This window comes from Rahnella sp. P4_A8 (assembly GCF_056402435.1).
Map to the genome: position 1 here is coordinate 15,717 of NZ_JBFUHK010000018.1, position 15,744 is coordinate 31,460.

A 15,744-nucleotide genomic window follows, 5' to 3' on the forward strand; every position below is an offset into this window, starting at 1 on the left:
CGGCTTTCAGACATCCTGATACACGCTATCGCCATGAATGCTGCGGTACTCTTTAGGGGTCATTTCATAGCCTTTTTTGAATACCGAATAGAAATATTGCAGCGACGGATATCCGCACATCTGCGAGATCTCATTGATGGAAATCGAGGTAGCGGCCAGCAGGTTGCGGGCGCGGTCGAGTTTTTCTTCGTGGATCACGCCGTGAATCGTCTGTCCGGTTTCATCCTTAAACCGTTTCTCAAGATTAGAACGCGACATGCCGATGGCATCGAGAACCTGTTCAACCTTAATCCCTTTGCAGGCATGGTAACGGATGTAATGCATCGCCTGAATGACGGCCGGATCACGCAGTGATCGGAAATCCGTTGAGCGGCGTTCTACCACTTTTACCGGCGGCACCAGAATACGCTGTAACGGTAAATCACGCTGATCCAGCAACTGATGCAGAAGTTTCGCGGCGCGATAGCCCATCTGGCGCGTGCCCTGTACCACGGATGACAAGGCAACACGCGACAGGTAGCGCGTCAGTTCCTCATTATCGATACCAATGACGCTAAGCTTTTCTGGTACAGGAATATTCAGATGCTCGCACACCTGTAACAGATGACGTGCGCGGGCGTCGGTAACCGCAATAATGCCAGTTTGCTGCGGCAGTGTCTGGATCCAGTCCGCCAGCCGGTTCTGAGCGTGTTGCCAGTTTTCCGGTGCGGTCTCCATCCCCTGATAGACCACACCCTGATACTGTTCAGCAGACACCAGTTTTCTGAACGCGTGCTCGCGTTCCTGCGCCCAGCGCTTTCCCCCGGCATCAGGCAAACCGTAAAACGCGAAGCGGTTAATCCCCTTCTCTTTCAGGTGCATAAAGGCCGCTTCAACCAGTGCGTAGTTGTCGGTAGCGATATAATGCACCGGCGGATAATCTTCTTCCTGATGATAAGACCCGCCCACCCCGACAATCGGCACATTGAGGCCTTCAAGCAACGTTTCAATTTCACGGTCATCAAAATCGGCGATCACACCATCACCAAGCCAGTCTTTAATGTTGTCTATGCGACAGCGGAAATCCTCCTCAATGAAGATATCCCAGTCGCTTTGTGAGGCCTGAAGGTATTCACCCACGCCTTCGACGACCTGACGGTCATAGACTTTGTTGGCGTTAAATAACAACGTGATCCGATAACGTTTTTCAAACATGCCTGTCTCTCATCGGTTTTCTCATAGACTAAAGCCTCATTCATTTGTACTCATGAATGAGGCTGATTGGGTTGGTCAATAGCACAACGCCATGGCTTACGTAGATTTAGCTTAGTGAATTTGTGAGGTTGCTCAGACTTTCCTAAGTGACCGCCCGTCATCACTGCCATCTCTGCTGACTTTATGCACGTCGTTTGGTCGCCGAATCCATCCAGACCGCCAGCAGTAAAATTCCGCCTTTAACGATGTACTGCCAGAACGTTGGTACATCCAGCATGCTCATGCCGTTATCCAGCGAAGCCATAATGAAAGCCCCCATAACCGCACCGGCCACGCTGCCGACGCCACCCGCCAGGCTCGTTCCGCCAATAACGCAGGCTGCAATGGCATCCAGTTCCGCGATATTCCCCGCCGAAGGCGAACCTGCCCCCAACCGCGAACTGAGGATCAGACCGGCAATCGCTACCATCAGACCGTTTATCGCAAACACCGCCAGCTTGCTGCGCTCGACATTAACACCGGATAACCGCGCCGCTTCAATGTTGCCGCCAATAGCGTAAATACGACGGCCAAATGCGGTGCGGGAGGCCATAAACATGCCACCCAACATCAGCGCCACCAGAATCAACACCGGCGTTGGCACACCGCGATAATCATTGAGCAGGTAAATAGCGCCCAGCGCGATAACCGCAGTGAGTGCCTGGCGGGTCACATCACTTTTTGCTGCGGTCAGCGGCAAACCCAGCACCGCCCGCTGTTTGCGCCTGCGCCACTGCCAGCCAATAAACAGGGCCAGCGCAATCGCACCAATACCAAAACCGAAAGAATCCGGCAGATAACTCTGACCTATTAACGACATTGCAGGTGTCGTCGGTGATACCGTGGTGCCGCTGGTGATACCAATCAGGATGCCGCGAAACGCCAGCATTCCGGCCAGTGTGACAATGAATGACGGGACTTTACGATATGCTACCCACCAGCCATTCCATGCGCCCAACAGCAGCCCTAATGCCAGGGTCACCACAATGGTGAGCGGCAAAGGCCAGCCGAGCCAGACATCGAAAATCGCCGCCGCTCCACCCAGTAACCCCATCATGGAACCGACGGACAAGTCGATCTCCGCTGAGATGATCACAAAGACCATGCCTACAGCCAGAATGCCGGTGATGGCGGTCTGACGCAGCAGGTTAGACACGTTACGTGCGCTGATATACGCGCCGTCAGTGGTGACGCTAAAGAAGACAATAATCACCGCAATGGCCGCCAGCATGACGAACACCTGCAGGTTAATACTCTTCAGTTTCTGCATCGAAAATAACGCGTCGGCCCCACCCTGAGTTGCAGGCGCAGACGGGGTTCCTGGTTGGGGAAATTTAGACATAAGATTCACTCCTCAATGCGGCTTCCATGACCTGTTCCTGACTTAAATTATTGTTATCCAGACAGGCTTTGACCTGTCCGAGATGCATGACTACCACGCGGTCGCTGAGTCCCAGCACTTCGGGTAACTCTGATGAGATGACGATAATTGCCATGCCCTGCGCCGCCAGCTGGCCGATCAGTTTGTAGATTTCATGTTTTGCCCCGACGTCGATCCCGCGCGTCGGTTCATCAAGAATGAGGATTTTAGGTTTTAGCAGCAGGCACCGTGCCAGAATGGCTTTTTGCTGATTGCCACCGCTGAGCCGCCCGATTGCCAGTTCGGGAGAAGAGGTTTTGATTTTGAGTTGTTTCACTGACTCACTGATGCTGTGCTGTTCTTCGGCTTCGCGCAGAACACCGCCAGCGCTGAACTGGCTTAACGCCGCCAGTGTAATGTTGCTGCCAACGGCCATAACCGGCACGATGCCGTCACGTTTACGGTCTTCAGGCACCATCGCCAGCCCGCGCCGCATGGCATCGCGGCAATCGGTGATCTGCACTTTCTCGCCTTGCAGCCAGATATCGCCAGACCAGCGTCCCGGATAAACACCAAATAAACACTCCATCATTTCGGTTCTTCCGGCACCCACCAGTCCGGCGACACCCAGCACCTCGCCCTCACGTAACGTAAAACCGCCGTTATCCACCCGTTTGATATGCCGGTTAACCGGATGCCAGGCAGTAAGATTTTCCACCCTTAATATTTCCTTACCGATCTGGCGTTCACGCGGCGGAAAGAGTTCCGTCAGTTCACGCCCCACCATCATGGCGATAATTTCTTTCTCCGAGGTTCCGGCGGCATTGCAGGTGGCGATATGACGACCATCGCGGATCACGCACAGTTTGTCCGATATGGCTTTGACTTCATTGAGTTTGTGGGAAATATAAATACAGGCGATGTCGTGATGGCGCAGGTCACGAATGATATCGAGCAAAATCGCGGTTTCACTTTCGGTCAATGATGCCGTCGGTTCGTCCAGCACCAGCAAACGGACCTGCTTGTTCAGCGCTTTGGCAATTTCAACCAGTTGCCGCTGCCCGAGCCCCAGTTCCCCGACCAGCGTATGCGGATCAATATTGAGTTTGACCTGCGCCAGCATGCGCTGACAACGCAGATACATTTTGTCGGTATCCAGCAGCCCATAACTGCCCCATTCATTACCCAGAAACATGTTTTCCAGCACACTCAGTTGCTTAACCAGCGCAAGTTCCTGATGAATAATGGCGATCCCTTTTTGCTCGGTATCCCGGATACCTTTCGCAGTAAGACGTTCTCCTGAAAAATAAATTTCACCTTCAAACGTTCCTTGCGGATAAATACCGCACAACACTTTCATTAACGTGGATTTACCCGATCCATTTTCGCCACACAGCGATAGCACTTCACCCGCAGATAACGTCAGACTAATATTATCAACGGCTTTTACTGCACCAAACCGCTTGGTGATATTGCGCATATCCAGCAACGGTAATTTTTCATATTGTTCTGGCACTTTCACCTCCAGCAGAAACAACACTTCCGGGGGGAAGTGTTGTTTCTATAGAAAATATTGAAAAATTAAAGGTCTGATTTTTTGTGGAATCCGTCGGCCACCACGGTGCTTTCAATATTATTTTTATCCACCGGAATCGGTGTTAATAAATAAGACGGCACGTCTTTTTTGCCATTATTTAATGTGGCATTGGATTTCGGGGTTTCCCCTTTGCCTAACTGCACCGCGATTTCGGCAGCGTCATWGGCCAGTTTGGTAATCGGTTTATAAACGGTCATGGTTTGAGTACCGGCTTCGATACGTTTGATCGCCGCGAGATCGGCATCCTGACCCGAGATCGCTACTTTCCCTGCCAGCCCTTGTGCTGACAGAGCCTGTACTGCACCACCGGCCGTCGCATCGTTAGACGCCACCACGGCATCAATTTTGTTGTTGTTGGCCGTCAGGGCATTTTCCATAATTTTCAGGGCGTTTTCCGGCAACCAGCCATCGGCCCACTGATCTCCCACAACTTTAATCTTCCCGTCTTTGATCAGCGGGTTCAGCACTTTCATTTGTCCTGCGCGGAACAGCTTGGCGTTGTTATCCACCGGCGAGCCGCCCATCAGGAAATAATTCCCCTGCGGCACACGCTCAACCAGGCTTTGTGCCTGCAGCTCCCCGACCTTTTCATTGTCGAAAGAGATATAAAAATCAATGTCCGCGTTGTTAATCATGCGGTCATAGGCCAGCACCTTGATGCCTTCCTGCTTCGCTTCGGCGATCACGTTGCTGAGCACTTCGCCGTTATACGGGATGATGACCAGCACATCGACGCCACGGTTGATCATATTTTCAATCTGCGCCATTTGTGTTTCTTCATTGCCGTTTGCGGATTGCACAAAAACATCTGCGCCGAGCGTTTTGGCTTTAGCCACAAAAATATCACGGTCTTTTTGCCAGCGCTCTAAACGTAAGTCATCAATAGCCATACCAATTTTAATTTCTTTCGCTAACCCTGACTGGCTAAAAAGCACTAATGCGGCACAGGCAGAAAGAATTACTTTATTCATTTTCATCATGTCAGACCTTTTATAAGAATAAGTAGAGGCAGATACAGAGAAGTGCGTACAGCAATGACACAAGGATTGTTGTCGCTGGGTAATTAATCGGCAATTGCAGATTTTAATCACTGCATTACGATTTTTTGTTTATTTTAGGAATTATGATGGGGATCATAGTTTGATTGTAATATGCACAAGCCAGATACTTTTATTATCGAGATATCGTGGAAGACGGATAAAAACGACAAGAAAAAAGGTTATTTATGCGATCTGCCGCACACTTAATAATTCTATTAAATTGAGTGTGAAATAACGTAATTGTGGGATGTCACGTCAACTCCGAAGATAGAGCCTCAGCCTCCCAGTCCCGCTGGGCCCGTTTTCAAGGAGTTATCAATGCACGCATATTTCGACAAGCTCGACGCAGTTCGCTACGAAGGTGCTAACAGCACTAATCCGCTGGCATTCCGTCATTACAACCCTGAAGAAGTGATCCTCGGCAAAACGATGGCTGAGCATCTGCGTTTCGCGGCTTGTTACTGGCACACCTTCTGCTGGAATGGTAATGACATGTTCGGTGTGGGCGCCTTTGACCGCCCGTGGCAACATCCCGGTGACGCGCTGGAGCTGGCTAAAAGTAAAGCGGATGTCGCTTTCGAATTCTTCCAGAAGCTGAACGTGCCTTACTATTGCTTCCATGACGTTGACGTATCGCCGGAAGGCACATCAATTAAAGAATACGTCAATAATTTTGCCATCATGACTGATGTACTGGCGCAAAAGCAGGAAGCCAGCGGTGTAAAATTGTTGTGGGGTACAGCTAACTGCTTCACCAATCCACGTTACGGCGCAGGCGCGGCGACCAATCCTAATCCAGAAATTTATACCTGGGCCGCAACGCAGGTTGTGCACGCCATGAATGCCACCAAACAACTGGGGGGCGAAAATTACGTGCTGTGGGGCGGCCGTGAAGGCTACGAAACCCTGCTCAATACTGATCTTCGTCAGGAACGCGAACAACTGGGTCGCTTCATGCAGATGGTCGTTGAGCACAAACACAAAATTGGCTTCCAGGGCACCCTGCTGATCGAACCTAAACCGCAGGAACCGACCAAGCATCAATATGATTATGATGTTGCTTCCGTCTATGGCTTCCTGAAACAGTTTGGCCTGGAAAAAGAGATCAAAGTGAATATCGAGGCCAACCACGCCACGCTGGCGGGTCACTCATTCCACCATGAAATTGCTAACGCAATTGCTCTGGGTATCTTCGGTTCCGTCGATGCAAACCGTGGCGACCCGCAGTGTGGCTGGGACACCGATCAGTTCCCGAACAGCGTGGAAGAAAATGCGTTGGTGATGTATGAAATCATCAAAGCGGGCGGTTTCACCACCGGAGGCCTGAACTTTGACTCAAAAGTTCGTCGCCAGAGCACCGATAAATATGACCTGTTCTACGGCCATATCGGTGGAATGGACACCATGGCGCTGGCGCTAAAAGTGGCAGCCCGTATGATTGAAAGCCGTGAACTGGATAAGCATGTTGCCCAACGTTACGCTGGCTGGAACACAGAATTGGGCCAGCAGATCCTGCAAGGCAAAATGTCACTGGAATCCCTGAGCAACTATGCGCAACACAACGCGCTGGCCCCTCAGCACCAGAGCGGTCAGCAGGAGCGTCTGGAGAATCTGGTTAACCGCTATCTGTTTGGTTAACCGGCTAAAATAAGTTGACGCCCTGCCCGCTGCGCGCGGAATTGCAGGGCGTTAATCGTTACAGATTCGGGTTAACAGATAAGGGAAAACTATGTATCTCGGAATAGATCTTGGCACCTCTGGCGTGAAAGCCATTTTACTCAGCGAAGAAGGTCGGGTGGTCGCCAGCCACAGTGAGGCGTTAACCCTTTCCCGCCCGCATCCGTTGTGGTCTGAGCAAAATCCTGCCGACTGGTGGGATGCAACAGACCGTGCGGTTTCCGTACTGTCACAACAACACTCTCTGCAGGGCGTAAAGGCGATTGGCCTGACGGGTCAGATGCATGGCGCCACCGTGCTGGACGCACAGCAGCAGGTATTACGTCCGGCCATTTTGTGGAACGATGGTCGGAGTTTCAGCCAGTGTCAGCAACTGGAAACGGACGTCCCGAATTCCCGCCAGATCACCGGTAATCTGATGATGCCCGGTTTTACCGCGCCCAAATTACTCTGGTTACGTGAAAACGAGCCGGATCTGTTTGCCAAAATCGACAAAGTCCTGCTGCCTAAAGATTATCTTCGCTGGCTGATGACCGGCGTGTTCGCCAGCGATATGTCTGATGCCGCTGGCACCCTGTGGCTGGATGTCGCTAAGCGCGACTGGAATGACGAATTACTGCATGCCACCGGCCTGACACGCCAGCAGATGCCCGCGCTTTTCGAAGGTAATCAGATTACCGGACACCTGTTGCCGGAACTCGCCTCACGCTGGAACATGGATTCCGTGCCGGTGATTGCCGGTGGCGGTGATAATGCCGCCGGGGCCGTCGGTGTCGGGTTGTATAAAACCGGACAAGCGATGCTATCCCTGGGTACGTCCGGCGTGTATTTCGCGGTAAGCGACGGTTTTCTGAGTAATCCGCAGCAGGCGGTACACAGCTTCTGCCATGCCCTGCCTGACACCTGGCATCTGATGTCCGTCATGCTCAGCGCCGCCTCTTGTCTGGACTGGGCTGCAAAACTGACCGGCACCGCATCGGTTGGCGAACTGATCAGTCTGGCAGAAAAGACCCCGCCTGCAGATTCACCGGTCTGGTTCCTGCCGTATCTCTCCGGCGAACGCACCCCGCATAATAACCCGAATGCCAAAGGTGTATTGTTCGGCCTGACCCATCAGCATGGCCCGGCTGATATCGCCCGCGCCGTACTTGAAGGTGTGGGGTTTGCTCTGGCAGACGGAATGGACGTGCTGCACGCAACCGGTCTGAAACCGCACAGCATCACGCTGATTGGCGGCGGCGCCCGCAGCCCTTACTGGCGGCAAATGCTGGCCGACATCAGCGGTAAAACGCTGGAATACCGCACCGGCGGCGATGTCGGCCCGGCGCTCGGTGCTGCACGTTTAGCACAAATCGCCATGAATCCGGGGCAACCGCTGGAGCGGTTCCTGCCGGAACTGCCACTTGAGCAAGTACATCAGCCGGACGCAGAACGGCATACTGCGTATGCGGAGCGGCGTGAAGTGTTCAGGGAGTTATATGTGAGGCTTGAGGGGTTGATGTAATACAAGACTGCTCCCTCCCCTGCGAAGGGGAGGGTTGGGGTGGGGTATTAAAGAAAAATCAGACAGTTAAAGTCAGCTTTGACTAAGTGTTAGCCCCTAAAACCCCCTCCCAGCCTCCCCCTTCGCAGGGGGAGGAGCCAAAACTAATAATGCTCCGCTATGGTCCTCACTAAAGGTGGAGCAAACCCGTTTTTACCTTACGGATATACCCCTTTAAACACCGTCTTCTTCCTCGGCTCCGACATAATCCCCTCCAGCGCCTCGACGCATTTCAAATAGTGCGGTGTTTTCTTGTGTGCCAGCACAGCGTCGTTATCCTGATAGGCTTCGTAGATAAAGAAGCGCGTCGGTACCGCCTCGTCCTGCAACACATCAAATCTGAGATTTCCCGGTTCCTTCACCGCGCCCAAATGGTTAGCGTGAAATACCGCCAGGAACTCATCCACCTTTTCCGGCTGAACATTAATTTCGACCAGTGTCACTTCCATGATTCACCCCTTTTCACTCAGGAACAGTTCATAAGCATGCGCCACGCTGGCGTTTTCATGCACCACCGCTTTCACCGCTTTCAGCATGGCAACCGGCGATTCGGACTGGAAGATGTTGCGCCCCATGTCCACACCGGATGCGCCCTGATCGATGGCTTTGAAGCACATTTCCAGCGCCTCGCGTTCCGGCAATTTTTTGCCGCCAGCAATCACTATCGGCACCGGACATCCCGCTGCGACGCGTTCGAAACCTTCATCGACATAGTAGGTTTTGATAATGTTCGCGCCCATTTCAGCGGCAATGCGGGTTGCCAGCGAGAAGTAACGCTGATCCCGCGCCATGTCTTTGCCGACGCCGGTCACCGCCATGGTCGGCATGCCGTAACGCATCCCCTGATCGACCAGTTGAATAATGTTTTTGATCGACTGATGTTCGTATTCACTGCCGATATACACCTGCGCTGCCATCGCGGCGACATTCAGGCGCAGCGCATCTTCAATCGCCACCGCCACCGTTTCGTTAGAGAGTTCAGTCAGGATCGAGTTACCACCGGAAGCCCGCATCACCACCGGTTTGTTCACCGCCGCAGGCACCACGCTGCGCAGTACGCCACGGGTACACATCAGCACGTCGGTATGCGAAAACAAAGGCGCAATGTTGATGTCGATGCGTTCAAGGCCGGTCGTCGGCCCCTGAAAATAACCGTGGTCAAACGCCAGCATCACCGTCCGGCCAGACTGCGGATTGAAAATCCGCGCCAGCCGCGACTGCATTCCCCAGTCAAGCTGACCGCTGCCCTTGAGGAAGAACGCGTGATTATCCTGCGGCGTGCCGATGCCGAAATTTTTGCCGTCTCTGATATCGTCCAGATCTGCCATTTTCTTTTCTCCTTACTGATCAGAAGTCGTATTTGCCGATGTTGTCTTTGGTGAAGACCACGCGTTCCGGCAGTAAAACGATGCCGTTACCTTTGGCCTCATACTGGTAGCCCTGCACGCTGTTCGGCACCACTTCCACCGTTCCGACGTCCGGCACATCCAGTTTGTCACCCACGTTAAGCGCGCCTTTTTTCAATAACTGATCGGCGACATAAACCGAAATTTTGCCCTGGCTGACCACGTCCCACAGACCGAACTGTTTCACCGTGCCGCGTTCGACATACGGGCGCATGACGTTTGGCGTACTGAAACCGACGATGGTCACGTTGGTACGTTTGAGGTTTTCCGCCGCCTGAGCCGCTGCCGGTAATGCGTTGGCATCAGGCGCAATAATCGCATCCAGATCGCCATAAGATTTCAGGATCCCTTCGGCGGTTTGCAGGGATTTAGTGGCATCGTTATAACCGTATTGCGTGGTCACGATTTCCCAGCCCGGATGCTCTTTGGCGATTTTGGCTTTCGCCTCTTTCACCCACTGATTCTGATCCGTCACTGTCGGGCTGGAATAGAAGAACGCCACTTTCGCTTTCTCTTTTTTCACCTGGCTGGAGGTCATCTCAACCAGCATCGAACCCAGTTGTTGTGGTGTGCCCTGATTGATGTAAATCGAGCGGCATTCCGGTTTGGTATCGGAATCCCAGGTCAGCACTTTCACGCCGCGTTGCATCGCGCGTTTAAGCGCCGGACACAGGCCGTCGGGTGATACCGCCGCCACCACAATCGCGTTGTATCCCTGATTGACGAAGTTGTTGATCATCTGCACCTGACCGGAAACGCTCGGCTCGGTCGGACCGTCGTAGGTCACGTCCGCGCCCAGCGCTTTACCGGCGGCCATTGCGCCGTTGCCGCCGCTGGTGAAATAACCGACGCCCACCAGTTTTGGGATAAAGGCGATACGTTCAGCCGCCTGTGCGCTCAGACACGCGAGGCTCACGGCACTGGCAATTAACAAGATTTTCATTGTGTTGGCTTTCATCATTAACCCCGGCTTATTGAGAAGACGTCAAGGAAGGAGAAGGCGCAGACCCGCGCCGGCAATAGCGCTGGAAAACACTGCGGATAAGACCACGGTTGAGGCTGGCAGAGCGGCCAATCACCACCAGGATCAGCAGCGCGCCGGACAGCGCACTGGAAACCTGACTGGAGACGCCAACCATCTGCAAACCCTGCTGGAGATACCCGATCAGCAGTGTCGCCAGCGCTGTGCCGAGAATGGAACCTGAACCGCCGTAGATATTGGCACCGCCCAGCACGACCGCGGTGATAGCGGGCATCAGCAGCGCATTACCGAGATCAGAACGCGCCGAGCCGAAATACGAAGTCATCAAAATGGCGGCCACGGCCGACGCCAGCCCGGTCATGCCGTAGAGCGCAAACACCGTGCGGCTGACCGGCAATGCGCCATAACGCGCCACTCGGGCATTCTGACCGATGAGGAAGACGTTGCGACCGGTGCGACTGCGGTGCATCAGCAGCCAGAAAAACAGTGTCGCCAGCAGGAAGATCACCAGCGGCATGGGCAGGCCCAGCACAATCTGATTGGCAAAGTTGGTGAACGCATCGGGGAAATTACCGATACCCTCAAAACCCGTCGCGCCCGCCAGCCCGGAAAGCAGTAAGGCGCTGCCGCCGAACAGGTAGAGCGTCCCCAGCGTGATGACCAGCGGATTCACGCCGGTATAAAGAATCAGCGCCGCATTGAGCAAACCACAGGCCGCGCCCAGTGTCAGCGTAAGCATAATGGCCAGTGCCAGCGGCACACCGGCCTGACACAGTACACCGAGCGCGATGGCGCACAGTCCGATGGTGGAACCAAAGGAAATGTCGATACCGCCGCTGACAATCACCAGTGTCAGTGGCAACGCCACAATCCCGATGGTGATGAAATCACTGGTGCTGAACAGCAGCGTACTGGCGTCCAGCATGCGCGGATTGGCGAAACCGAACAGTAAGATTTCGATGACCAGCAACGCCAGCAGCGCGATTTCCCAGCCATATTGTTGGAGTTTGTTCATCACACTACCCCGCTCTTTTTGCCGGTACTTAGCCGGCGGCTTGTATTTTTCGGTTGCTGAGATTTGCGTTCAGCGGGTTTCTTCTGAGGCGGCGGCGTGGCCGCCAGAAAGCGTGAATACTTCTGCCGCCGCAAGTTTTTCTCCAGCGCCTGCCGCAATCTGCCGTCAAATACCAGCACCGCCAGCAGCACCAGCCCGGCGATAAAATCGTTCCACCACGCCGGAAGGCGTAACAGCACCAGCACGCTGTCAATTTGGGTCAGGAAATACGCGCCGAGCACCGCACCGAGAATGGAGCCGGTGCCGCCGAGCAGGCTGATGCCGCCCAGCACGCAGGCGGCGATGGCTTTCATCTCCAGCCCGCTGCCGGTCTGATTGGGCACGAAGCCGATTTGTGAAGCGAAGACAATTCCGGCAATGGCGGCCATCATGCCGTTAATGCCAAATGCCAGAATGCGTACCCGGTTGACGGCCACGCCAAGTTGTCTGGCGCCCTGTAAGTTGTCGCCGACAGCGTAGAAACTGCGGCCAAACGCCGTGCGACCCAGCATCCAGAACATCGCAGCCAGCAAGACAATCACCAGCCAGCCGAGCGGGGAGACATTGAGGAAAAACGGTTCTGACAGAGATTTCAGCCCGGCCGGTAAGCCTTCAATCCATTTGCCGCCAGTCATCAGCAGCATCAGCCCGCGGTATAAACCCAGCGTACCGAGCGTGGCGACAATCGCCGGAATACGCAGCCAGGCGACCAGCACACCGTTAAATATTCCGGCCAGTAAACCGGTGCCGAGAGTCAGCAGACAGGCCAGCGGCAGGTTCACGCCGCCGTTGAGCAAAACCCCCAGCGTCACGGCGCACAGGCCGGTAACGGAACCGACCGACACGTCGATGTTGCGGGTCAGCATCACCACAGTGGCCCCCATCGCCAGCAACATCAGGATCTGCGCGCTGCCAAAAATCATGCTCAGTGTCTGAAAGCTGAACGACTGCCGGTCCATCGCACCGAGCAAGGCAAACAGCGCAATAATCGCCATCAGCGCGGTCAGTTCACGATTGTTTTGTATCCGCTTTAGCATGAGGTTCCTCCGGTGGCGGGGGTTTTGGCATGATTACCAAATGCGATATGCATAATGTTGCTGACGTTGATGTCGCTGCCCTGCAATTCGCCGCTCATTTCCCCCTGATGCATAACGAATACCCGATCCGCCAGTCCTTCAATTTCATCCAGATCAGATGAAATCAGGATCACCGCCACGTTCTGTTGCACCACTTCGCGCAGCAACTGGTAAATGTCAGCGCGCGCGGACACATCCACGCCGCGCGTAGGTTCATCGACAATCAGCACCGCGGGCTGTGCCTCAAGACATTTGGCGATCAACAGTTTTTGCTGATTACCGCCGGAAAGCGTACGGGCAGTTTGTGACCCGTCGCGGTATTGAATGCCGAGCGCACGGTGATAGCGTTCGAGCACCGCCGCTTCGCGTTTGATGTTCAGCCACCAGCCCTGACGGTTGAAGGTGAGTGAGGTGGTGTTCCAGCTCAGCGGCGCGTCGAGATACAGGCCGGATGCCTGCCGGTCTTCCGGCAAATACACCAGCCCTTTTTTCAGCCGCTGTAAGGTCGTCAGGCCGCTGATGTCTTGTTGCTGCAAAAGCACCTGACCACGTCGGGCGTCACGCAGGCCATACAGGGTTTCTGCCAGTTCGGTGCGCCCTGCCCCCACCACGCCTGCCAGCCCGACGATTTCCCCGGCGCGGGCGCTGAATGAAATATTAATAAAGCCCTCACCGGTCAGGTTTTGCACCTGCAAGACCGGTTCGCTGCCTGCCGGGTTGCGTCGTGTGCCGGGTAAATCCAGCCACAACTTTTGTTCTGCGGGCAGCGCGGTGTCCTGGGAATGCGGGGTGATGGCGCGGATCAGCGCATCGTTATCCAGTTCGGCGAGCCTGCCGCTGAGCGCAATTTTGCCATCACGCATCACACTGACCCGGTCGGCAATCGCACGTATTTCCGGCAGTTTGTGCGAGATGAATACCACCCCGACGCCCTGCCCGGTGAGATGACGGACTTGTGTAAACAGGCGGGCGGATTCCGCCGGTGTCAGCGAGGCGGTTGGTTCATCAAGGATCAACAGCCGCGCATCGCGCATCAGCCCGCGCAGGATTTCCACCAGTTGCTGATCGGCCACTTCCAGGGTTCCGGCAAGGGCACCCAGCGGTAAATTGCACCCCAGATCAGCCAGCGTTTGCTGCAATTTTTTTTCGCCGGCCTGATGTGCAGGCAGGCGGAACAGGATGTTTTCGCGCACGGTCAGGCTGGGAAACAGCATCGGCTCCTGCGGTACCAGATAAATCCCCGCCTGATGCGCTTTTGCTGGTGACTGCGCCAGTAAAGGCTCGCCGCCGAGCAGTAACGTGCCACTGTCGGCTATTTCGACACCGGCAATGATTTTCATCAGTGTCGATTTACCCGCTCCATTGCCGCCAAGCAGCGCGTGGACTTCTCCGCCTTGCAGGCTGAAATCGATGTCTTTCAGCACTGCCACGCCGGAAAAGCTTTTACTGACACCGCTGACCTGCAACAGCAGGTTCGTGGTTTGCAGGTCTGCTGATAACTGTTTGCTGCTCTGCATACACCGGCCTCTGGCTTGATACATTAATTGAACAAATGTATTTATCATTTAACATTGTTCATAAAACTAGACCGAGGTGGCAGGGAAAACTTTTGTGCTGATCACAGTTTGTTCAACTCATATACTCTGCGTTATGATTCAGGCAGTAATCATTTGAAATTTGCAAAACACATCACAGTTAACAACATTTTGTTAACGAACAATTGATCTACATTTTGATAAGTGTTCACTATGAATGAGAAGACAACGCTTTCCGATTTGACTAACCATCCGGAATTCAGCATGGGCGAAGAGGAACTGCTGGCGCGCACCGCGTGGTTCTATTACCACGACGGCCTGACCCAGAATGAAATTGGTGAACGGCTTGGTTTGACGCGGCTGAAAGTGTCACGCCTGCTGGAAAAAGGCCGGCAGTCAGGAGTGATCCGCGTACAAATTAACTCGCGTTTTGAGGGCTGTTTGACGCTGGAAAATACCCTGCTCGAACGCTTTGGTTTACAGCAGATCCGCGTGCTGCCACAACTGGCCGACGGCTCGCTGAGCACACGGCTGGGGGTCGGCGCAGCACACATGCTGATGACATTGCTCAGGCCGGAACAACTGCTGGCTGTGGGTTTTGGCGAAACGGCGATGAGTACGTTGCAACATCTGAGCGGATTCATCTCCTCACAACAAATCCGCATGGTCACGCTTTCCGGCGGCGTCGGGCCCTATATGACCGGGATTGGTCAGCTTGATGCAGCCTGCGGAGTGAGCATTATTCCGGCTCCGCTGCGGGCGTCATCAGCCAGCGTAGCGGCTATTTTCCGTCAGGAACGTAATGTACACGATGTCATGCTGGCCGCCTGCGCGGCAGATATTGCGGTCGTCGGCATTGGCTCGCTGAACCAGAAACAGGACGCGACTATTTTGCGTTCCGGTTATATCAGCGAAGGTGAGCAGCTGCTGTTTGGCCGTAAAGGCGCAGTCGGCGACATTCTCGGTTTCTTTATGCAGCGCAACGGCGAGCTGGCAGAAAACATGGCAATCCACGATGAGCTGATTGCCGTCGCGCCGGACGAACTGGCCAGCATTCCGACCGTGTTAGGCGTCGCAGGTGGGGTCGAGAAAGCTGAAGCCATCGTCGCGGCGCTGAAAGGCAGACGAATTAATGCACTGGTAACTGAAGAGAGCACAGCAAGAGCCATGCTGGCGCTGCTCGACTGACCCGCAGGGTGTAAGGGGCGTGGCGGTCAGGTACACGGTGCCCGATAAACTGG

13 protein-coding genes are annotated in these 15,744 nt (G+C 54.3%); 3 read left to right on the top strand and 10 right to left on the bottom strand.

Features of this window, described 5'->3' with window-relative positions; genetic code table 11:
* Positions 1–6: 6 nt before the first annotated feature.
* The 4 genes from xylR to xylF form a co-directional block, all read right to left on the bottom strand.
* Positions 7–1,194, bottom strand: a complete 1,188-nt coding sequence (gene xylR / locus AC1DUO_RS11805; protein WP_013575882.1) for a D-xylose utilization transcriptional activator XylR — start codon at positions 1,192–1,194, stop codon at positions 7–9.
* A 181-nt stretch (positions 1,195–1,375) separates the two neighbouring features.
* Positions 1,376–2,575 carry a xylose ABC transporter permease XylH gene (xylH, locus tag AC1DUO_RS11810; RefSeq protein ID WP_013575883.1) on the bottom strand — a complete coding sequence of 400 codons (1,200 nt, stop codon included), beginning with the start codon at positions 2,573–2,575 and terminating at the stop codon, positions 1,376–1,378.
* Entirely contained in the window at positions 2,568–4,073 is a 1,506-nt protein-coding gene (locus AC1DUO_RS11815; protein WP_119262242.1) for a xylose ABC transporter ATP-binding protein, read from the bottom strand. The genes xylH and AC1DUO_RS11815 overlap by 8 nt, the downstream gene beginning before the upstream one ends.
* A 101-nt stretch (positions 4,074–4,174) precedes the next feature.
* The gene (gene xylF, locus AC1DUO_RS11820; protein ID WP_477987464.1) at positions 4,175–5,167 is read right to left on the bottom strand and encodes a D-xylose ABC transporter substrate-binding protein; all 993 of its coding nucleotides are present in this window, start codon (positions 5,165–5,167) and stop codon (positions 4,175–4,177) included.
* 381 nt (positions 5,168–5,548) lie between these two features.
* On the opposite strand from xylF, the gene xylA reads away from it, so the two are divergent.
* Both xylA and xylB read left to right on the top strand, forming a co-directional pair.
* Positions 5,549–6,868: a xylose isomerase gene (xylA, locus tag AC1DUO_RS11825; protein ID WP_037034451.1), complete on the top strand. Its 1,320-nt coding sequence runs from the start codon at positions 5,549–5,551 to the stop codon at positions 6,866–6,868.
* Positions 6,869–6,959: 91 nt separating this feature from the next.
* Positions 6,960–8,411, top strand: coding sequence for a xylulokinase (gene xylB / locus AC1DUO_RS11830; RefSeq protein WP_119261736.1), 1,452 nt, complete (start codon positions 6,960–6,962; stop codon positions 8,409–8,411).
* Positions 8,412–8,608: 197 nt separating this feature from the next.
* On the opposite strand, the gene lsrG is transcribed toward xylB, so the two are convergent.
* From lsrG to lsrA, 6 genes are read right to left on the bottom strand one after another with little or no spacing between them, the layout of a single operon-like run.
* Entirely contained in the window at positions 8,609–8,899 is a 291-nt protein-coding gene (gene lsrG, locus AC1DUO_RS11835; protein WP_037034453.1) for a (4S)-4-hydroxy-5-phosphonooxypentane-2,3-dione isomerase, read from the bottom strand.
* Between the two features lie 3 nt (positions 8,900–8,902).
* Positions 8,903–9,778, bottom strand: coding sequence for a 3-hydroxy-5-phosphonooxypentane-2,4-dione thiolase (gene lsrF / locus AC1DUO_RS11840; protein ID WP_013575889.1), 876 nt, complete (start codon positions 9,776–9,778; stop codon positions 8,903–8,905).
* 19 nt (positions 9,779–9,797) lie between these two features.
* Positions 9,798–10,799 (bottom strand): autoinducer 2 ABC transporter substrate-binding protein LsrB, encoded by a 1,002-nt coding sequence (gene lsrB, locus AC1DUO_RS11845; RefSeq protein WP_369794782.1) that lies wholly within the window; start codon positions 10,797–10,799, stop codon positions 9,798–9,800.
* Between the two features lie 28 nt (positions 10,800–10,827).
* A complete protein-coding gene (gene lsrD / locus AC1DUO_RS11850) occupies positions 10,828–11,853 on the bottom strand; it encodes an autoinducer 2 ABC transporter permease LsrD (RefSeq protein ID WP_119261737.1) in 1,026 nt (341 codons plus the stop codon).
* Entirely contained in the window at positions 11,853–12,929 is a 1,077-nt protein-coding gene (lsrC, locus tag AC1DUO_RS11855) for an autoinducer 2 ABC transporter permease LsrC (RefSeq protein WP_119261738.1), read from the bottom strand. The genes lsrD and lsrC overlap by 1 nt, the downstream gene beginning before the upstream one ends.
* Positions 12,923–14,485, bottom strand: a complete 1,563-nt coding sequence (gene lsrA, locus AC1DUO_RS11860; RefSeq protein WP_119261739.1) for an autoinducer 2 ABC transporter ATP-binding protein LsrA — start codon at positions 14,483–14,485, stop codon at positions 12,923–12,925. Before lsrA ends, lsrC begins: the two co-directional genes overlap by 7 nt.
* A gap of 231 nt (positions 14,486–14,716) precedes the next feature.
* Between lsrA and lsrR the strand changes: the two genes are divergently transcribed.
* Positions 14,717–15,691, top strand: a complete 975-nt coding sequence (gene lsrR / locus AC1DUO_RS11865; RefSeq protein WP_013575894.1) for a transcriptional regulator LsrR — start codon at positions 14,717–14,719, stop codon at positions 15,689–15,691.
* Positions 15,692–15,744 lie beyond the last annotated feature (53 nt).